Source organism: Pseudomonas sp. NPDC090201, assembly GCF_044746825.1.
Classification (GTDB): Bacteria; Pseudomonadota; Gammaproteobacteria; order Pseudomonadales; family Pseudomonadaceae; genus Aquipseudomonas; species Aquipseudomonas putida_AD.
In genome coordinates this window covers 16544-36546 of the sequence record NZ_JBIVCX010000018.1, presented here as the reverse complement: position 1 = coordinate 36546, position 20003 = coordinate 16544, and the positions used below count along the sequence as shown (strand labels likewise).

Genomic DNA, 20003 nt, shown 5'->3' with positions numbered 1-20003 from the left:
TCGCCCCAGTGCAAGCACAGGTCGCGCTGGTGCGTTTCGCGCCGGGTGGGGCTGCGTAATTTGCTCCAACGCGGCAGCATTCAGATAGCCGTGGGTCTTGAAGCCTTAAAAGAACTGCCAAAAAGAGCTGATTAAAAATAACGAGCCGACCCGAGGAGCACGCATGAAGAGATTTATTCGTCAGATCAGTTGCGGTGTGTTGATGCTGAGCAGCACGGCCTTGATGGCAGCCGAGCCTGCCAAATGCCAGAGCGTGCGCATGGGTGTGGTCAACTGGACCGACGTGATCGCCACCAGCGCCGTGGCCGAGGTGCTGCTGCAGAACATGGGTTACGACGTCAAGCAGACCAGCGCCGCTCAACAGATCGTCTTCGGTGGCCTGCGCGATGACCGCCTGGACGTGTTCCTCGGTTACTGGAAACCTGCGATGGACAAGAACATCGCACCCTTCGTGGCCGCCAATCAGGTCAAGGTTTTTGACACCCCGAGCATGAACGACGCCCAGGCCACCCTGGCCGTGCCGCAGTACGTGGCGGACGGCGGCCTGAAGACCTTCGCCGACATCGCCAAATTCAAGGACAAGCTGGGCGGCAAGATCTACGGCATCGAGCCCGGCACCGGCGCCAACGCCAACATCAAGGGCATGATCGAGAAGAACCAGTTCGGCCTGGGTGGCTTCCAGTTGGTGGAGTCGGGGGAGGCGGGCATGCTGGCCGCCGTGCAGCGCGCTACCAAGCGTAACGAATGGGTGGTCTTCGTGGGCTGGACCCCACACCCGATGAACATCAACATGAAAATCGCTTACCTTACCGGCAGCGAGGACGTGTTTGGCCCGGGTGAAGGTGCGGCGACCGTATCGGTGGTGACCGCCCCGGATTACGCGACCCGTTGCCCGAACGTCAACAAACTGATGAGCAACCTGAAGTTCACGGCGGCGCAGGAAAGCCAGATGATGGTGCCGATCATGGACCGCAAGGCCCCGAACGACGTCGCCAAACAATGGCTCAAGGATCACCCGGAAGATGTGAAGCGCTGGCTCGATGGCGTGACCACCTTCGACGGCAAGGACGCGACAGCGGCCGTGCAGGTGGCGGTGAACAAGTAATAGGGGGGCTTCCCGTTACTTGGTCGCAAAACCGCAACCGGACCCTGTAGGAGTGAGCTTGCTCGCGATTCGGTGTGACAGACACCGCAGCGATTGCTGAAAGAACGCATCGCGAGCAAGCTCACTCCTACAGGTCATCCACTGGCCGCCAGTTCAGCGGAGTGTCGTGATGCCTTATCCCCTGTCGCCAGAAATGGCGAACTTCGTCGAAAAGACCGTCTCCTACAGCGTTGATTCGCTGGATATCGCGGATCAGCGTCGCGCGTATTCGCGCATGTGCGAAGCCTTTACGCCGACGCGCCCTGCTGAACTGTCCGTCAAGGATTTCAGCCTGGGTGGGGTGGCGGTACGCAGCTACCGCCCTCATCATCTTTCCCTCGAACATCCCTCTCCCTGCGTGCTGTACCTGCACGGTGGCGGCTGGGTGGTGGGGGATCTGGATTCCCACGACTTTCTCACCGCAGCCCTGGCCACGGACCTCAACGCCGTGGTGATCGCCGTGGACTACCGGCTGGCACCTGAACACCCTTTTCCCGCTGGTCTTGAGGATTGCCTTGAGGCGTGGCATGCGTTGCAGGCCCAGGCGCAACGCCTGGATATCGACCCGCGCCGTGTTGCCATCGCCGGAGACAGTGCCGGCGGCAACCTCGCCGCAGCAGTCTGCCTGGCCTTGCGCGAAGCGGGCGAGCGCCAACCGGTGGGGCAGGCGCTGATCTACCCAGGGCTGGGCGGCGCCGATGAGCTGCCGTCGCGCAGCGAGTGTTTGGATGCGCCATTGCTGGGCACGGCGGATCTGGCGTTCTACCGCAACCTGTACCTGGCGCAGGACGAGCGCTCCCCTTATGCCATGCCGCTCAATGCCACTGACTTCCGCAGGCTGGCCCCGGCCTTCATTGCCGTCGCGCAGTTCGATCCGCTGCGCGATGACGGCGTCTGCTACGAGCGCGCCCTGCGCGAGGCCGACGTGCCCACCGAATTCGACCCGGGCCTTGGCCTGGTCCACGGCAGCCTGCGCGGCAAAGGCCGGGTACCGGAAGTGGATGCGCTGTATCGGCGTCTGGTCGCGGCGTTGCTGGGGTTTCTGCGCAGCTCCCTATGATTCACGCGGTCCCGTAGCAGATGGGCTTGCCCGCGGGCGCGGACTCAAGATCGCCCCCGCCGGCAAGCCGTGCTGCTACGGGATTTGTGGCGTGCCCGCGATATCTTGCAGGCAAAGGCCTTGGGGATAACCCGCCATCTGATCCGTATTCCCTCCAACTGCTCTGCATCAACAGGTGAGACAACTCGCCACGCGGCAAAAGACCACGCAGGCCATGTGCCGAAATGGGACTACTCTTTCAACGTTGGTTGACCTGAATCAATCGCCTCTGGTGCTTTGATTGACCGGTCGGCTTGACTCAACGCTCAAACAGACCCGCTTCACTCGCGAGGCTTTTTTCCGTGTGGCCTGAGCGCGAAATCAAAAAGAACAATTGCACGCAGGCGTACTCAATACTTCGTGGGGGGCAGTCGCCCAAAGGCCCCCAGGTCTGATGCCGGTATCACCTGATAGAGGAAGACCTATGTTCGGCTTAGAGGCGCTCGATCTCGCCCGAATTCAGTTCGCGTTCACCGTATCGTTCCACATTCTGTTTCCTGCCATCACCATTGGGCTTGCGAGCTTTCTCGCGGTGCTCGAAGGTCTGTGGCTCAAGACCCACGACAACACCTACCGCGATCTGTACCACTTCTGGTCGAAGATCTTCGCCGTCAACTTCGGCATGGGCGTGGTCTCCGGGCTGGTCATGGCCTACGAGTTCGGCACCAACTGGAGCCGGTTCTCGGATTTTGCCGGCGCGATCACCGGTCCCTTGCTGACCTACGAAGTGCTCACCGCCTTCTTCCTCGAGGCCGGTTTCCTGGGCGTGATGCTGTTCGGCTGGAACCGCGTGGGGCGCGGGCTGCACTTTTTCGCCACCGTCATGGTTGCAGTGGGCACCTTGATTTCGACCTTCTGGATCCTGGCGTCCAACAGCTGGATGCAGACCCCGCAGGGCTTCGAAATCGTCGACGGCCGGGTGATTCCGGTGGACTGGCTCGCCGTCATCTTCAACCCTTCATTCCCCTATCGCCTGGCGCACATGGCCATTGCCGCATTCGTCGCCACGGCGTTCTTCGTCGGTGCCTCGGCGGCCTGGCACCTGCTGCGCGGGCGCGATAACCCGGCCATTCGCCGGATGCTCTCGATGGCCATGTGGATGGCACTGATCGTCGCGCCCATTCAGGCAGTGGTCGGTGATGCCCACGGTTTGAACACATTGGAACACCAGCCAGCGAAGATCGCGGCCATCGAAGGGCATTGGGAGAATATCGGCGACGAACCGACCCCGCTGATCCTGTTCGGCCTCCCCGACATGAAAGAGGAGCGCACCAAATATGCCGTCGAAATCCCGTATCTGGGCAGCCTGATCCTGACCCACAGCCTGGACAAACAGATCCCGGCGCTCAAGTCGTTCCCGCCTGAGGATCGTCCCAACTCGTTGATCGTCTTCTGGTCGTTCCGGGTCATGGTGGCCCTGGGCATGCTGATGATCTTCGTGGGCCTGTGGAGTGCCTGGCTGCGCTGGCGCGGCGGGCTGTATAGCAATCGGCTGTTCCTGGGGCTGGTGATGTGCATGGGGCCGGCTGGCCTGATCGCGATGCTGGCGGGCTGGTTCACCACGGAAATCGGACGTCAGCCGTGGGTGGTCTACGGGCTGATGCGCACGGCAAACGCGTCTTCAAACCACAGCGTAGAGCAGTTGACCATCACTCTGGTGCTGTTCGTCCTGGTGTATTTCATGCTGTTCGGCGCAGGGTTCGGCTACATGATGCGCCTGGTGCGCAAAGGGCCGAAAACCCATGAAGGCGATGACACGCCACATGGCGGGCCGGGCCAGAAACGCACGCCTGCACGTCCTCTCTCTGCTGCCGACGAAGGCAGCGAAGAAGGCCACAAAGACACCGTGCGTGAGGGGAACTGAGTCATGGGTATCGATCTTCCACTGATCTGGGCCGTGATCATCATCTTCGGCCTCATGATGTACGTCGTCATGGACGGCTTCGACCTCGGGATCGGCATTCTCTTTCCGTTCATCAAGGGCAAGACCGATCGTGACGTGATGATGAACACCGTCGCACCGGTCTGGGACGGCAACGAAACCTGGCTGGTGCTGGGTGGCGCTGCGTTGTTCGGCGCGTTTCCGCTGGCGTATTCGGTGATTCTCGAAGCGCTGTACCTGCCACTGATCTTCATGCTCATCGGCCTGATCTTCCGTGGTGTGGCGTTCGAGTTTCGCTTCAAGGCAACCGACGCCAAGCGCCACCTGTGGGACAAGGCGTTCATCGGTGGTTCGCTGGTGGCGACCTTCTTCCAGGGTGTGGCGCTGGGGGCCTACATTGATGGCATTCCGGTGGTCAATCGCGCCTATGCGGGCGGAGGGCTGGACTGGCTGACGCCGTTCTCGCTGTTCTGTGGTGTCGCGCTGATCGCGGCCTACGCGTTGCTGGGCTGCACCTGGCTGATCATGAAAACCGAAGGCGCCCTGCAGAAGGCGATGCACGATCTGGCCCGGCCTCTGGCACTCGTCACGCTGGCGGTCATGGCAGCCGTCAGCCTGTGGACGCCGCTGGCCCATGCGGAAATTGCCGACCGCTGGTTCAGCATCCCGAATCTGTTCTGGTTCATGCCTGTGCCGGGGCTGGTGCTGGTCACCCTGTACTTCTTCTTCAAGGCGATTGAGCGCAACGCGCACTACACACCGTTCCTGCTGACGCTGGTGCTGGTGTTCCTGGGCTATAGCGGGCTGGGCATCAGTCTGTGGCCAAACATCATTCCGCCCGCGGTCTCGATCTGGGACGCCGCTTCGCCGCCGCAGAGCCAGGGGTTCATTCTGGTCGGTACGCTGTTCATCATCCCGTTCATCCTGGGTTACACCTTCTGGAGCTACTACGTGTTCCGCGGCAAGGTTACCCACGAAGACGGCTACCACTGAGGACGCGGCGATGACCGGCAAGGATTCTCTGAATGAAGACGATGCGGCTGCCAAAAAGCCGCTCTGGCAGCGGCTTGGCTGGCTGGTGGTGATCTGGACAGGCAGTGTGCTGGCGTTGTTCGTCGTCGCCAGCCTGCTGCGGATGTTCATGACAGCGGCGGGGATGAAAACCCACTGATCAAACCACCCTGTAGGAGCGCGCTTGCCCGCGACGGCGTAGAGTCAATCACATCTTAGTTGACTGACACACCGGCGTCGCGGGCAAGCGCGCTCCTACGTTGTGGGGTGGGGTTACTTGCGAGCCTTGAGAATCACGAACTTCGGCGTAGCCGCCACTTGCTCCACCCCACGGAACAGCCGCGCCAGCTTGGCGTGGTAGCCCAGGTGCCGGTTGCCGACGATGTACAGCGCGCCGCCGGTGACCAGCGCCGAGCGCGCCTGCTGGAACATGCGCCAGGCCAGGAAATCTCCCACCACTTGCTGCTGATGGAACGGCGGATTGCACAGCACCACGTCCAGCGAATCCTCTTCCTGACCCGCCAGGCCATCGCCCGCGCGGATCACCGCCTCACGCTCCCCCAGCGCCAGCCGCCAGTTTTCCCGGGCCGATTGCACCGCCATGTACGACTCATCCACCAGCGTGTACTGCGCGTCGGGGTTGGCCAGTGCGCTGGCAATCGCCAGCACGCCGTTGCCGCAGCCCAGGTCCGCCACCCGGGCATTGCCGAGGTTTTTCGGCAGATGCGGCAGGAACGCTCGGGTGCCGATGTCCAGGCCGTCGCGACAGAAAACGTTGGCGTGATTGACCAGCTCGATCTTCGGCTCATCCAGGGTGTAGCGGGTCGGGAAGGGCGATGCTTGAAACGGCTTGGCTTCAGGGGTGCAGAACAGCAGCCGGGCTTTCTTCACCGCAAGCGAGGCCTGCGCCGGGCCGATGTACTCTTCCATCAGCTCACCGGCCGAGCGTGGCAGGTGTTTGATCATGCCTGCCGCGACTACCCTGGCATCCGGGGCCAGTTGGCCTTGCAGGCGAATCAGTTGTTCCTCCAGCAGTGCCAGGGTTTTCGGCACGCGGATCAAAACCCAGTCGAAGGGCCCGACCAGCGGCTCGCTCGCCGGAATCACCGGCACGGCATCGAAGGCCTGGCCGTTACGGGCGAGGTTTTTCTCCAGTGCCTGAACGCCCAGAAACGAATCGGTGCTGCTGAACACGGTTGCATGGGGCGCAAGGCTTGCGGCCAGTGCGCCAAAGTTATCGTTGAGAATCAGCACCCGGGTCTGCAACGTCAGGCCATGCTCGGCCACGTGGTTGAGCAGGTACTCGTCGGCCGCATCGAAGGCCTGCAACGGTTCATCCGACTGCTCGGGCTGGCGAATCAGGTCGAGCTGGGCGAAAGGCGTGGTAAGCAGGGGCATGGGCAGGGCATTTCCATTCGTTGACGACGCGGTCGGCTTTGGCGGCTGGTGTTCAGCTGCGCTAAAGACTGGCGAAATCGGCGATTTTACGTGTTTTCCGCTGCCTGTACCTGCGTTTTTGTGGGGTGGCGAATGCGCCCGCATCCTGGTTAGAAGAGCCCTTGCAGCGCGGCGTGGACGACCGCCGACGTCTTGTTGGCGACCCCGATCTTGCGCTTGGCGCTGCCGATGTGGAAGTTCACCGTGCGTATCTTCAAATCCAGAATGATCGCCACCTCTGCGGCGGTCTTGCCCTCGGCCGACCATTTGAGGACCTCAACCTCCCGAAGCGTCAGGCCTTTGTAGTGTGATTGGACAGCGATATCGGTAATCAGATGTTCCATGGCCAGCCTCCATGCGTTTCGTCAGATCCCTTTCTGAATGAAGTCTAGGAAAGGATGCCAGTGGATGACGGGGTCTTCGCAGGGTGCCGGCCAGCCTGCATCACCGTACAATCGTTGGGATTCTTTAGTAATTTCAATTAAATCAATTGGTTAAGAGTCTGGCGTGACGAGCCCTGCGACGCCTTCGCGATAACGCCTATCGCGAAATACTCTAAAAGCCGTTCCACGGATTTGCCGATACCACTACAAACCCGCGGTGTTTATAACCACCGGTTTGCGGGACACTGGGCGTATTGATTGGAATCGAAGGAGCCCGGAGCGCCCATGAACGCCAGTGCAGAGAAATTCACCCGGCAGACGCTGCTCGACGTCACGCCGCTGACCCCCAGCCTGTTCACCCTGCGCACCACCCGCGATGCCGGCTTTCGCTTCACGGCGGGGCAGTTCGCGCGCCTGGGCGTGACCAAGGCCGACGGCAGCACTGTGTGGCGGGCGTATTCGGTGGTGTCGTCGCCGTTCGACGAGTACCTGGATTTCTTCTCGATCGTGGTCCCGGGTGGCGAGTTCACCAGCGAACTGAGCCGCCTGCGTGCGGGCGACACGCTGATGGTGGAAAAACAGGCCACCGGCTACCTGACCCTGGACCGCTTCACCGATGGCCGCGATTTGTGGATGTTATCCACAGGCACGGGGGTGGCGCCGTTCCTGTCGATCCTGCAGAACTTCGAGGTATGGGAAAAATTCGAGCGCATCATTCTGGTGTACAGCGTGCGCGAAGCGGCGGAGCTGGCGTATCAGGAGCTGATCGCCGAGCTGACCCGGCGCGAATACCTGGCCGAATACGCCCACAAGTTCCAGTTCATCGCCACGGTGACCCGCGAAAAACACCCCGGCGCGTTGCATGGGCGCATTACCACGTTGATCGAGAACGGTGAGCTGGAGCGGGTGGCGGGCGTCGAACTGACGCCTGAGCATTCGCGAGTGATGATTTGCGGCAACCCGCAGATGATCGAAGACACCCGCGCGCTGCTCAAGACCCGCGACATGCGCCTGGCCCTGACCCGCAAGCCGGGCCAGATCGCCGTTGAGAATTATTGGTAAAACAAACGCCCGCTGGCGCTGCGCGGTCATCGGGTGATCACAAAACCTGTGGGAGTGAGCTTGCTCACGAAGGCTGTGTTCCATCCGCTACATATCTGGCGGATGTACCGGCCCCTTCGTGAGCAAGCTCACTCCCACAGGGTGAAGCATTGTTTGGACGATAGTGCGGTATCATACCAACCGATCAGGATTGACCTGAATCGGTGCCGCCGGTTTGCTGTTCTGCTCTTTGAGCAGGTCGCGGATTTCGGTCAGCAGGGTTTCCTGTGGGGTCGGAACGGGTGGCACGGTCGGGGCCTTGGCTTCTTCGCGTTTGAGGCGGTTGATCGCCTTCACACCCATGAAAATGGCGAACGCCACGATGATGAAGTCGATCACGGTCTGGATGAATTTGCCGTAGGCCAGTACCACTGCCGGGGCCGTTCCTTCCGCGCCTCGCAACGTGATCGCCAGATCACTGAAGTCCACGCCGCCAATTAGCAGCCCCAGGGGCGGCATGATTACATCGCCGACGAACGACGAAACGATCTTGCCGAATGCCGCGCCAATGATGATACCGACGGCCATGTCGACCACGTTTCCTTTGACGGCAAAGGCTTTGAACTCGCTTAGTACGCTCATGGTGTATTCCTTTGTTACAGATGAGGGTGGTGGATGCAGTGTATGACAGCTACACGCATCTCGCGTAATCCCTGCAATCGACCGGGTCTGTACGTGGAAGTTTTATCCGATTGCGTGCAAAACCTCGTCACGAGCCGCATTCCACCGGGTTTCTGGCCATGAGGTATGATTGGCCCTTTTTTGCGGCGGGGGTTTCATGGCCAAGGCCAAACGCATGTATGGCTGCACCGAGTGCGGCGCGACCTTTCCCAAGTGGGCGGGGCAGTGTGGCGAATGCGGCGCCTGGAACACGCTGACCGAGACCATGATCGAAAGCGGCGGCGCAGCGCCCCCCAGCGGCCGCTCGGGCTGGACCGGCCAGCAGGCGCAGATCAAGACCCTGGCCGAGGTCAGCGTCGAAGAGATTCCGCGCTTCTCCACCAACTCGGCCGAACTGGACCGGGTGCTGGGCGGCGGCCTGGTGGACGGCTCGGTGGTGCTGATCGGCGGTGATCCCGGTATCGGCAAATCGACCATCCTGCTGCAGACCCTCTGCGCCATCGCCGAACGCATGCCCGCGCTGTACGTGACCGGCGAGGAATCGCAGCAACAGGTCGCCATGCGCGCCCGCCGCCTCGGCTTGCCCCAGGACAAGCTGCGGGTCATGACCGAAACCAGCATCGAGAGCATCATCGCCACGGCCCGGGTCGAGAAGCCCAAGGTCATGGTCATCGACTCGATCCAGACCATCTTCACCGAGCAACTGCAATCGGCGCCGGGCGGTGTCTCGCAGGTGCGTGAAAGCGCAGCCCTGCTGGTGCGCTACGCCAAGCAGAGCGGCACGGCGATTTTCCTGGTAGGCCACGTGACCAAGGAGGGCGCACTGGCCGGGCCTCGCGTACTCGAACACATGGTCGACACCGTGCTGTATTTCGAGGGTGAATCGGACGGTCGTCTTCGCCTGTTGCGGGCGGTGAAGAACCGCTTCGGCGCGGTCAACGAACTGGGTGTGTTCGGCATGACTGACAAGGGCCTGAAAGAAGTCTCTAACCCGTCGGCGATCTTTCTGACCCGTGCACAGGAAGCCGTTGCAGGCAGCGTGGTCATGGCCACGTGGGAAGGCACCCGGCCGATGCTGGTGGAGGTACAGGCGCTGGTGGATGACAGTCACCTGTCCAACCCGCGCCGGGTGACCCTGGGCCTGGATCAGAACCGCCTGGCGATGCTGCTGGCGGTCCTGCATCGCCATGGCGGCATTCCGACCCACGATCAGGACGTGTTTCTCAACGTGGTCGGCGGGGTGAAGGTGCTGGAGACCGCGTCCGACCTGGCATTGATGGCTGCGGTGATGTCCAGCCTGCGCAATCGCGCATTGCCGGGGGATCTGCTGGTGTTCGGCGAGGTGGGGCTGTCGGGCGAAGTAAGGCCGGTGCCGAGCGGGCAGGAACGATTGAAAGAGGCCGCCAAGCACGGTTTCAAGCGGGCCATCGTGCCCAAGGGCAATGCGCCGAAGGAATCACCGCCAGGCCTGACGGTGATCGCCGTGACCCGGCTCGATCAAGCGCTGGATGCGTTGTTCGAGGAGTAGCACCTGGCGGCCGCAACCCTTGTAGGAGCGCGCTTGCCCGCGATTGCGGTGTGTCAGACAGCATTGATGTTTCAGACACACCGCAATCGCGGGCAAGCGCGCTCCTACAGTGGTGTTATTCAGACCTCGATCAACGCCGCCAACTCCCGCTCAAGCTCTGCAGGGTCGGCCAGGTTCAACTCGATCAGCCGCCGCAAGTGCGTCACCGACTCCAGCCCGATGTGTTCGCAGACAAACCCCAGATGATTGTGATCGTCGTGGGTCAGGCGCACTTCCATGCGCACGTCGATATCGACGTTCAAATGGATATCGACAATGAAGGGCTCATCCGGATTGCCCTGCCAGGGCGAAGGGCGTTCGATCAAAAGTCCTTTGAGTGACAGATCGATCAAATGCACCGGCCAGCTTTTCGGGCCTTGGGTCAGTTCGGTCTTGGCATCGAACGAGATACGTTTAAAACGGCGACGCTCTTCGTGGGAATCTGTCATGAGTCGACTTCTCCTTGGATGTTTTGACTATAGGTCAAATCCGGCGCTAGACCATTGTGGGGGTGGCCTTTCGCTTCAGCGGCGCTAAACTCAATAGGCCGTTCAAAACAAGTCCACTCAGTTGGAAATAAAAAATGAAAAACAATAATAGTCTGCTGCGCCATGTGCCCTGGCTGATTGTTGCGATTCTCGGGGCCTGGGCCCTGGGAGTGGTTGCATTGCGTCGGGGAGAGGCAATCAACGCACTCTGGATCGTGGTCGCTGCGGTCGCTATCTACCTGGTTGCCTATCGTTACTACAGCCTGTTCATCGCATCGCGCGTCATGCAGCTGGACCCGAACCGGGCCACGCCTGCCGTGCTCAACAATGACGGCCTGGACTACGTTCCGACCAACAAACACATTCTTTTCGGCCACCACTTTGCTGCCATTGCCGGGGCAGGCCCGCTGGTGGGTCCGGTGCTGGCTGCGCAGATGGGCTACCTGCCCGGCACCCTCTGGCTGATCGCCGGCGTGGTACTGGCCGGTGCCGTGCAGGACTTCATGATCCTGTTCCTCTCCACCCGCCGTAACGGCCGTTCGCTGGGCGACATGGTCCGCGAGGAAATGGGCCGCATCCCGGGCACCATCGCCCTGTTCGGCTGCTTCCTGATCATGATCATCATCCTTGCGGTGCTGGCGCTGATCGTGGTCAAGGCCCTGGCCGAGAGCCCATGGGGCATGTTCACCGTCATGGCGACCATCCCGATTGCGATGTTCATGGGCGTGTACATGCGCTTCATTCGCCCGGGCCGTATCGGCGAAATTTCGGTGATTGGCGTGGTCTTGCTGCTGCTGTCGATCTGGGTCGGTGGCCATGTCGCTGCGAGCCCTGAGTGGGCACCGGTGTTCACCTTCACCGGCGTGCAGATCACCTGGCTGCTGGTGGGCTACGGCTTCGTTGCGGCCATGCTGCCGGTCTGGCTGGTACTGGCACCGCGCGACTACCTTTCGACCTTCCTGAAGATCGGCACCATCGTCGCCCTGGCCATCGGCATCCTGATTCTGGCGCCTGAGCTGAAAATGCCAGCCCTGACCCAGTTCACAGACGGTTCCGGACCGGTGTGGAAAGGCACCTTGTTCCCGTTCCTGTTCATCACCATCGCCTGTGGTGCGGTGTCGGGCTTCCATGCGCTGATTTCGTCGGGTACTACGCCGAAACTGCTGGATAACGAAGTCAACGCCCGTTACATCGGTTACGGCGGCATGCTTATGGAGTCGTTCGTGGCGATCATGGCGATGGTGGCGGCTTCGGTGATCGAGCCAGGCATCTACTTCGCGATGAACAGCCCGGCGGCGATTGTCGGCGGTGACGTCAACGCGGTTGCACAGATGGTCAGCAGTTGGGGCTTTGTCATCACCCCGGATCAACTGACCGCCGTGGCCAAGGAAATTGGTGAGAACACCGTACTGGCCCGTGCCGGTGGTGCGCCGACCCTGGCCGTCGGTATCGCGCAGATCCTGCATCAGGCCTTCCCTGGTCAGGACACCATGGCGTTCTGGTACCACTTCGCGATCCTGTTCGAAGCGCTGTTCATCCTGACCGCCGTTGACGCCGGTACCCGTGCCGGTCGCTTCATGCTGCAGGACCTGCTGGGCAGCTTCGTGCCTTCGCTCAAACGCACCGAGTCCTGGACCGCCAACGCCATCGGCACCGGTGGTTGCGTGGCGCTCTGGGGTTACCTGCTGTACCAGGGCGTGATCGATCCGCTGGGCGGCATCAACACCCTGTGGCCGCTGTTCGGTATCTCCAATCAGATGCTGGCGGGTATCGCGCTGATGCTGGCCACCGTTGTACTGATCAAAATGAAGCGTCAGCAGTACGTCTGGGTCACCATCCTGCCGGCTTCCTGGCTGTTGATCTGCACCGTGACGGCAGGCTTTATCAAACTGTTCGACCCAAGCCCGGCCGTTGGCTTCCTGGCCCTGGCGAAGAAATACAGCGCGGCGGCTGACGCCGGTCAGATCCTGGCCCCGGCCAAGACCGCCGACCAGATGCAGCATGTGATCTTCAACGCGTACACCAACGCGGCGCTGACCACGCTGTTCCTGTTCGTGGTGCTGAGCATCCTGTTCTACGCGATCAAGGTCGGCCGCGCCGCCTGGATCAAGAAAGAACGCAGCGACAAGGAAGCGCCATTCCAGGCCTTCCCGAAAACCAACTGAGTGCGCTGTAAGGCGAGGAGCTGCATATGTTCAATGACCTGAGTCGTCTGGGTAAGTATCTGGGTCAGGCCGCGCGCCTGATGGTCGGCATGCCGGACTACGACACCTACGTCGAACATATGCAGACCAAGCACCCTGACAAGCCGGTGATGTCGTACGAGGCGTTCTTCCGGGAACGCCAGGATGCGCGTTACGGCGGCAAGGGTGGGCCGAAGTGCTGTTGATCGGCTGACTGTCGCAACTTGTGTTAAAAACGCGTCACGCCTGTCGTGGCGCGTTTTCTTTTGTAGGAGCGCGCTTGCCCGCGACCCGCAGTGTGTCTGCACCCCATACGTCGTTTGACACTACGCAGTCGCGGGCAAGCGCGCTCCTACGGTTATTCATGAGTGCTGGAGATTTCTTGTGTTCACACCCATCCCCGTCACCGTTCTGAGTGGTTTTCTCGGCGCGGGCAAGACCACGTTGCTTCGTCATCTGCTCAAGGCCGAACACGGCCTTAAAATCGCCGTCATCGAAAACGAATTCAGCGACGCAGGTGTCGATACCCAGTTGCTGGGCGATGAGCCGGTACAAGTGATGACCCTGTCCAACGGCTGCGTGTGCTGCACCATTCACACCGACCTGACCAAGGCGCTGGTCCTGCTGCTGGAGCGGCTGGACAGCGGTGAGATCGCCTTCGACCGCCTGGTGATCGAATGCACCGGTCTTGCCGACCCGGCGCCGGTGGCCCAGACCTTTTTCATCGATGAAGAACTGCGTGAGCGTTACATCCTCGACGGCATCATCACCCTGGTGGACGCCGCCCACGCCGACACCCACCTGGAGCAGACCATCGCCCAGGCGCAGATCGGTTTCGCCGACCGCCTGCTGGTGAGCAAGACCGATCTGGTGGAGGAGGCGACGTTCAAGGCTTTGAGCGAGCGCCTTACCCGCATCAACCGCCGTGCGCCGATCCGCGTGGTCGAGCACGGCAAGATCGACCTCGCCGAACTACTGGACGTGCGCGGCTTCAACCTGAACGCGGATGTCGGCGGGATGGTCCTGCGTCCGGTCGCACCGGCAGGGCGCGGCATCGACCGCATCAGCAGCCTGGTGCTGCGCAGCGACAAGGCGCTGGATATCGACAGGCTCAGCGAGTTCATGAACGAACTGCTGGAAGACCACGGCAAGCAACTGCTGCGCTACAAGGGCGTGCTGAACATCTCAGGCGAAGACCGCAAGCTGGTGTTTCAGGGCGTGCTCAAACTCTACGGTTTTGATTTCGACGTGGAGTGGGGGGCAGACGAGAAGCGCGAAAGCGTGATCGTGTTCATCGCCGACGAGTTGCCGGAAGAGAAGATTCGCGAAGGGTTTGCCAGGGTTGCTGCAGCGTAGCTGACAACTGTAGGAGCGCGCTTGCCCGCGACGGCGGTGTGTCATTCACCGCACCGGCGTCAGACAAACCGCGATCGCGGGCAAGCGCGCTCCTGCAAGCGATCATCGTTGCCCACAAAAAAGCCCGGCTCAAGAGCCGGGCTTTTTCATATCAGGCAACCGCTATCAAGCGCCGTAAACCGGCAGCTTGGCGCAGATGGCCTTGACCTTCTCGCGAACGGCGTCGATCACCGCTTCGTTGTTCAGGTCAGCCAGGATGTCGCAGATCCAGCCAGCCAGTTCCTTGCACTCTGCTTCCTTGAAGCCGCGAGTGGTCACAGCCGGGGTGCCGAAGCGCAGGCCGGAGGTGACGAACGGGGAGCGCGGGTCGTTTGGCACCGAGTTCTTGTTCACGGTGATGAAAGCCTTGCCCAGTGCGGCGTCGGCGTCTTTACCGGAGATGTCCTGTTTGATCAGCGACAGCAGGAACAGGTGGTTCTCGGTACCGCCGGAAACCACGTCGAAGCCACGCTCGATGAACACGGCGGCCATGGCCTTGGCGTTCTTGACGACTTGTTGCTGGTAAGTCTTGAACTCAGGCTGCAGCGCTTCCTTGAAGCAGATCGCCTTGGCAGCGATGACGTGCTCCAAAGGGCCGCCCTGGCCGCCCGGGAATACGGCGGAGTTCAGTTTCTTCTCGATCTCGGCATTGGCGCGCGCCAGGATCAGGCCGCCACGTGGACCGCGCAGGGTCTTGTGGGTGGTGGTGGTCACGACGTCAGCGAACGGAACCGGGTTCGGGTAGACGCCAGCGGCGACCAGACCGGCCACGTGGGCCATGTCGACGAACAGGTAGGCACCGACCTTGTCAGCGATGGCGCGGAAACGGGCGAAGTCCAGGACCTGCGAGTAAGCCGAGAAACCGGCCACGATCATTTTTGGCTTGTGCTCGACAGCCAGGCGCTCGACTTCGTCATAGTCGATCAGGCCGTTGCCATCGATGCCGTACTGAACAGCGTTGTACAGCTTGCCGGAGGAGGAAACGCTGGCGCCGTGGGTCAGGTGACCGCCGTGGGCCAGGCTCATGCCCAGGATGGTGTCACCGGCGTTCAGCAGGGCCAGGTAGACGGCGCTGTTGGCCTGGGAGCCAGCGTGTGGCTGGACGTTGGCGTAGTCGGCGCCGAACAGCTCCTTGGCGCGGTCGATGGCCAGTTGCTCGACGATATCGACGTACTCGCAACCACCGTAGTAACGCTTGCCTGGGTAGCCTTCGGCGTACTTGTTGGTCAGCACCGAGCCTTGGGCTTCCATGACGGCAGGGCTTGTGTAGTTTTCCGAGGCGATCAGCTCGATGTGCTCTTCCTGGCGCTTGGCTTCCTGTTCCATAGCGGCATACAGGTCGGAGTCGTACTTGGCGATAGTCAAATTACGGCTGAACATGGCGGTCCTCGGGGATCGTGCAGTAGAAAAGGGGGGCATTCTACAACATCGGGTTTTATATGGCATATGAAAGGCGGTCATGTCGTGGACAAGCGGCTTTCATCCACAACCTGTAGGAGCGCGCTTGCCCGCGACCGGGTGTGTCAGCCAGCGCAGCGGTGTCTGCTTGGACGTGGTCGCGGGCAAGCGCGCTCCTACAAGGATCAAGCCTCGGCAAGCTGTACTGCTACGGATCAATCGATCATGAACAGGGCATCATTGCTGAATTGCGCCTCGAAGCGCTGCGCCGGCATCGGTCTGCCGAACAGGTAGCCTTGCACCTCGTCGCAACCATGCTCACGCAGGAAATCCAGCTGCTCGTGGGTTTCCACGCCTTCGGCGATCACCGCCAGGTTCAGGCTGTGGGCCATCGCGATGATGGCGCGGGCGATCTGGGCGTCCTGCTCGCCCGAGGGCAGACCGTCGACGAAGGTGCGGTCGATCTTCAGCACATCGATGGGGAACTGCTTGAGGTAGTTCAGCGATGAGTAACCGGTGCCGAAGTCGTCCACCGCGATGCTCAGCCCCAGGCGCTTGAGGCTGTCGAGGATATGCATGGCCTCGCTGACTTCGCGCATCAGGATACTTTCGGTCAGCTCCAGCTCAAGGCACGCCGGCGGCAGGCCGGTTTCCTGGAGGATGTTGGCGATGCGCGTGCCCAACTGGCCATCGGAGAACTGCCGCGCGGAAATGTTGACCGACACTTTCGGCACGCGAACCTTGGCCAGATGCCACTCGCGCAACTGGCGACAGGCTTCCTTCAGCACCCATTCGCCGACTTCCACCACCAGCCCCAACTCTTCGAGCACCGGAATGAAATCCCCCGGCGGCACCAGGCCACGGCGCGGATGGCGCCAGCGCAGCAGGGCTTCGGTACCGGTCAGGCGCTTGCCGTCGCCGCTGAACTGCGGCTGGTAATAGAGGGTGAACTCTTCCTGCTCCAGCGCGTGGCGCAGGTCGCTTTCCAGTTCCAGGCGCTCCAGGGCGCTGGCGTTCATGTCCGCCTGGTAGAACTGGAAGTTGTTCTTGCCACGCTCCTTGGCGTGGTACATCGCCGTGTCGGCGTTCTTCATCAACTGGCTCAGCTCGTTGCCGTCCTGGGGGCTCAGGGCGATGCCGATACTGGCGGTGACGAAAAACTCCCGGCCTTCCAGCACGAAGGGTTTCACCAGGCTTGCGAGAATCTGTTCGGCCACATGAATGGCCCGGGTCAGTGCTGCCTGCTGGGTGGCGCCGGGTTGCAGGAGCAGGGTGAATTCGTCGCCACCCATGCGCGCCACGGTGTCGTCTTCGGCCACACAGGCGAGCAGGCGCGAGGCCATTTCCTTGAGCATGCGATCCCCTGCGGCATGGCCGAGGGAGTCGTTGATCGGCTTGAAGCGGTCAAGGTCCAGGAACATCAGCACCACCCAGGCGTGCTGGCGTTCGGCATGCTGCAGGGCGGTGTGCAGGCGGTCCTGGAACAGCGTGCGGTTGGGCAGGTGGGTCAGGGCGTCGTAGTAGGCCAGGCGGTGAATGCGCTGTTCGCTGGCCTTGCGCTCGCTGATGTCGCTGAAGAAACACACGTAGCTGGCCAGGTCGCCTTCATCGTCCAGCACCGCAGTGATGCCGACCCACGCCGGATAGTGTTCGCCGTCACGACGCTTGAGCCACAGCTCGCCCTCCCAGCTGCCGCGCTGGTTCAACTGCTTGAGGATGTAGCCCATGTGGGCTTCCTGCTGGTCGTCGACGGTCAGCATCATCGGCAACTGGTCCAGCACCTGGGACACCGCGTAGCCGCTGACCCGACTGAAGGCATCGTTGGCCTGCACGATGTAACCGGCGGGGTCAGTGATCAGGATGGCCGAAGTCGAGTGCTCGAACACGGTCGCGGCCATGCGCAGGTCTTTTTCCGCACGGCGCTGCTGACTGATATCACGGCCAACACCGAGAATGCCTTCAAATGCGCCGGATTCGTCCCACACCAGAACCAGACGCAACTCCACCGGAATCTTGCGCCCATCGGCACGCAGGCAGTCGAACAGGAACAACTGCGTGGTGATTTCACGGCGCAGGGCCGCCAGCGCTTCGGGTTTGTTCAGCGCTTTGCCAATCACGTGCAGCAGCGAATTCAGGCTGGTCAGTTGCTGCGGGTTGGCGATGATCGAGTTCCAGCCGTTCTCCAGAATCCATTCGGCGCTGTACCCCAGCACGGTGTTGACCGATGGGCTGACGTAGTTGGGCGCAAGCTTGGGGTCGGTGGAAAAGATCACGTCGCTGATGCTTTCGGCGAGCATCCGGTAGCGCTGCTCGCTGTCACGCAGGGACTGGCTGGCTTCGATCTGTTCGGTGATGTCCTTGGCCACGCCGATGATGCGCGTGACCTGGCCATCGCTGTCCGGCGCCAGGGCCTGCTCGCGGATGTCGAAACGCCGCCAGTTGCCGCGCCGGTCGCGAAAGCGCAACTGGCACTCGGTCAGCGCGCTCAGACCTTGTTCGCTGCGGGCCAGGCGCAGTTGCTCGTAGGGTTCGGCGTCATCGGGATGCAGCAGGATTTCCCAGAAGTATTCGCCCATCTGGTGCAGTTCTTCGCGGCTATAACCCAGCGTGTGCCCCAGGTGGTGGTTGCTGTAGATCATGCGCCGGGTCACGACGTCCTGAACGTACAGATGGTCGGGCACGGTGCGCACCACATCCGACCAGAAACTCTCGCGCTCCAGCAGTTCGATTTCGGTCTGCTTGCGGTTGGTGATGTCGTTGATGTTCAGGATCACCGAATTGAAGTCTTCGGGCTGCTCGGGCAGGCGCACCACCAGCCATAGATGCTGGTCCTGGCCTTGCGCGTCGGGCAGCAGGATTTCCAGTTCCAGCTGAGGCTGGCCATCGAGCACCGCGCCGATCAGTTGCACGCCAATGCCCTGGCGGGAACGCGGGCAGCCCTCGATCAACTGCTGCCAGACCTTCTGCGCGGAATCAGCGCGCAACAGGCTGGAGGCCACCTGATTGACCTCGGTGATGCGCAACTGATGCAGCAGGCCCTTGAGTTGGTCTGGGTGATTGATCAGCCGCTTTTGCAACTCCTCGCTGCTGTTCAGTTGCAGGTGCTTGAGGTATTCCGGCAGGCCCGAGAGGTCGAGCACGCACAGCGCAACGCCGGTGCCTTCGAAGATGTCCTTGTAGCGACGGCGGCTCTCATGCAGTTGCAACTGGCGCCGACGCAGGCTGCGCAACGCCAGCAACGGCACGATGGAGCAGAGCAGGGCGATCAGGCATTTGCCCAGCAACGGCGCAATCAGCGCTTCCCGAGCCCGGTCCGGGTCGAACAGCCCGCGCAACTGCCAGTCGCTGTTGGCCACAGGCTCCAGCAGCACGGTCTGCAGATTGCCGCCAGCGGCCTGGCTGTCACTGGGTTCACCCTGGAAAACCAGGTGCAGGGACGAGGTGTTCTCAAGCCGCCAGAGTGGCCGGTAGTCCTGTGCGCTCTGGCGGGTCAGGGAATTCAGCGCCTGTGGGTCCAGGCGTATGGCCCAGTAGCGCTGGTTGTCATTGCCGGGCTGGCGAACCAGCAGGTAGAACAGCGAGCCGTCCGGCGCATCGGCATAGTAGTAAGGATGACCTTCGACCCGTGCGTGCAATTGAGTCAAGAAACTGACGTCCTTGCTGTCCGTGGCGCTGTCCATTGCGATACCCGCCGAGCTGTCCAGCCAGGCGACACTGAGCAGCCCCGGCATGGATTTGCGCAGGCGCTCAAGCATCGCGGCGGTCTGCGCCTGGGTCTCGGGCTTGCCGTTGGCGCCGTCCAGCAGGTTCAACGCGACCTGGGCATTGAGCGCCATGTTCAGGCTCAGGCGGTCGGCCAGCTGGATGCTGTAATCGACGCTGCGCTGATGCTGGCGATCCTGGGTCTGTTGGAACTGCTCAACCAGCTGCCATAACAAAAGCACGAGCATCAGCAGCACCAGCACTGCCAGTGCGCCTTTGAACGAGCCCCGTAAAGGCGCGGACGCCGCGCTATTGGAGGAACGCAACGGAGGAGTGGGTGCTGGTGTGGACAAACTGTGATCCTGACTGCTGGACTGAATCAGCGTGTGCGAAATGCACTATAAGCTGGACGCCCAAAGGGCGGCTAGCATGCCTTGAGTTGTGGCTAAGTGCCAGCCCCATTGGGCTGCGCGGTTTGCCCTGTTGACGGCATTCGGGTAGCTTTGCGGCACGCGCGAGGTGCCCGATTCCTGTAATTTTTCATAATGCTTGCAATCCTTGCTCCAGCTTTATGACTTACGCGGTAAGTTTT

At 61.5% G+C, this 20003-nt stretch carries 16 protein-coding genes; 10 read left to right on the top strand and 6 right to left on the bottom strand.

Features of this window, described 5'->3' with window-relative positions; all coding sequences use genetic code 11:
- Positions 1-163 precede the first annotated feature (163 nt).
- From choX to ACIPOO_RS26370, 5 genes are all read left to right on the top strand, one after another.
- A complete protein-coding gene (gene choX, locus ACIPOO_RS26390) occupies positions 164-1105 on the top strand; it encodes a choline ABC transporter substrate-binding protein (RefSeq protein ID WP_274135747.1) in 942 nt (313 codons plus the stop codon).
- A gap of 166 nt (positions 1106-1271) precedes the next feature.
- Positions 1272-2204, top strand: a complete 933-nt coding sequence (locus ACIPOO_RS26385) for an alpha/beta hydrolase (RefSeq protein ID WP_400610907.1) — start codon at positions 1272-1274, stop codon at positions 2202-2204.
- A 463-nt stretch (positions 2205-2667) separates the two neighbouring features.
- Entirely contained in the window at positions 2668-4107 is a 1440-nt protein-coding gene (locus ACIPOO_RS26380) for a cytochrome ubiquinol oxidase subunit I (RefSeq protein ID WP_400610905.1), read from the top strand.
- Positions 4108-4110: 3 nt separating this feature from the next.
- Complete coding sequence (gene cydB / locus ACIPOO_RS26375; RefSeq protein ID WP_274135745.1) at positions 4111-5118, top strand: cytochrome d ubiquinol oxidase subunit II; 1008 nt, start codon at positions 4111-4113, stop codon at positions 5116-5118.
- 10 nt (positions 5119-5128) lie between these two features.
- A complete protein-coding gene (locus ACIPOO_RS26370) occupies positions 5129-5296 on the top strand; it encodes a DUF2474 domain-containing protein (RefSeq protein WP_400610903.1) in 168 nt (55 codons plus the stop codon).
- A gap of 113 nt (positions 5297-5409) precedes the next feature.
- Here ACIPOO_RS26370 and ACIPOO_RS26365 read toward each other — a convergent pair whose 3' ends face one another.
- Positions 5410-6534 (bottom strand): methyltransferase, encoded by a 1125-nt coding sequence (locus ACIPOO_RS26365; protein ID WP_400610901.1) that lies wholly within the window; start codon positions 6532-6534, stop codon positions 5410-5412.
- A gap of 149 nt (positions 6535-6683) precedes the next feature.
- Positions 6684-6917, bottom strand: a complete 234-nt coding sequence (locus ACIPOO_RS26360; RefSeq protein ID WP_400610899.1) for a LuxR C-terminal-related transcriptional regulator — start codon at positions 6915-6917, stop codon at positions 6684-6686.
- Positions 6918-7241: 324 nt separating this feature from the next.
- On the opposite strand from ACIPOO_RS26360, the gene ACIPOO_RS26355 reads away from it, so the two are divergent.
- Positions 7242-8018, top strand: a complete 777-nt coding sequence (locus ACIPOO_RS26355) for a ferredoxin--NADP reductase (RefSeq protein ID WP_400610897.1) — start codon at positions 7242-7244, stop codon at positions 8016-8018.
- Positions 8019-8189: 171 nt separating this feature from the next.
- Here ACIPOO_RS26355 and mscL read toward each other — a convergent pair whose 3' ends face one another.
- Positions 8190-8639 (bottom strand): large-conductance mechanosensitive channel protein MscL, encoded by a 450-nt coding sequence (mscL, locus tag ACIPOO_RS26350; RefSeq protein WP_274135735.1) that lies wholly within the window; start codon positions 8637-8639, stop codon positions 8190-8192.
- Between the two features lie 196 nt (positions 8640-8835).
- On the opposite strand from mscL, the gene radA reads away from it, so the two are divergent.
- Complete coding sequence (radA, locus tag ACIPOO_RS26345; protein WP_274135734.1) at positions 8836-10206, top strand: DNA repair protein RadA; 1371 nt, start codon at positions 8836-8838, stop codon at positions 10204-10206.
- Positions 10207-10325: 119 nt separating this feature from the next.
- Here radA and ACIPOO_RS26340 read toward each other — a convergent pair whose 3' ends face one another.
- Positions 10326-10694 (bottom strand): PilZ domain-containing protein, encoded by a 369-nt coding sequence (locus ACIPOO_RS26340; protein WP_274135733.1) that lies wholly within the window; start codon positions 10692-10694, stop codon positions 10326-10328.
- Between the two features lie 134 nt (positions 10695-10828).
- On the opposite strand from ACIPOO_RS26340, the gene ACIPOO_RS26335 reads away from it, so the two are divergent.
- The 3 genes from ACIPOO_RS26335 (at position 10829) to yjiA (ending at position 14272) form a co-directional block, all read left to right on the top strand.
- Entirely contained in the window at positions 10829-12898 is a 2070-nt protein-coding gene (locus tag ACIPOO_RS26335; RefSeq protein ID WP_400610894.1) for a carbon starvation CstA family protein, read from the top strand.
- A 26-nt stretch (positions 12899-12924) separates the two neighbouring features.
- Positions 12925-13122: a YbdD/YjiX family protein gene (locus tag ACIPOO_RS26330; RefSeq protein WP_274135730.1), complete on the top strand. Its 198-nt coding sequence runs from the start codon at positions 12925-12927 to the stop codon at positions 13120-13122.
- 178 nt (positions 13123-13300) lie between these two features.
- Complete coding sequence (yjiA, locus tag ACIPOO_RS26325) at positions 13301-14272, top strand: GTPase (protein WP_400610892.1); 972 nt, start codon at positions 13301-13303, stop codon at positions 14270-14272.
- A 165-nt stretch (positions 14273-14437) separates the two neighbouring features.
- Here the strand turns inward: yjiA and glyA are convergent, their stop codons facing one another.
- Both glyA and ACIPOO_RS26315 read right to left on the bottom strand, forming a co-directional pair.
- Positions 14438-15691, bottom strand: coding sequence for a serine hydroxymethyltransferase (glyA, locus tag ACIPOO_RS26320; protein ID WP_274135727.1), 1254 nt, complete (start codon positions 15689-15691; stop codon positions 14438-14440).
- A 233-nt stretch (positions 15692-15924) separates the two neighbouring features.
- Positions 15925-19764 carry an EAL domain-containing protein gene (locus ACIPOO_RS26315; RefSeq protein ID WP_400610890.1) on the bottom strand — a complete coding sequence of 1280 codons (3840 nt, stop codon included), beginning with the start codon at positions 19762-19764 and terminating at the stop codon, positions 15925-15927.
- Between the last annotated feature and the right edge of the window lie 239 nt (positions 19765-20003).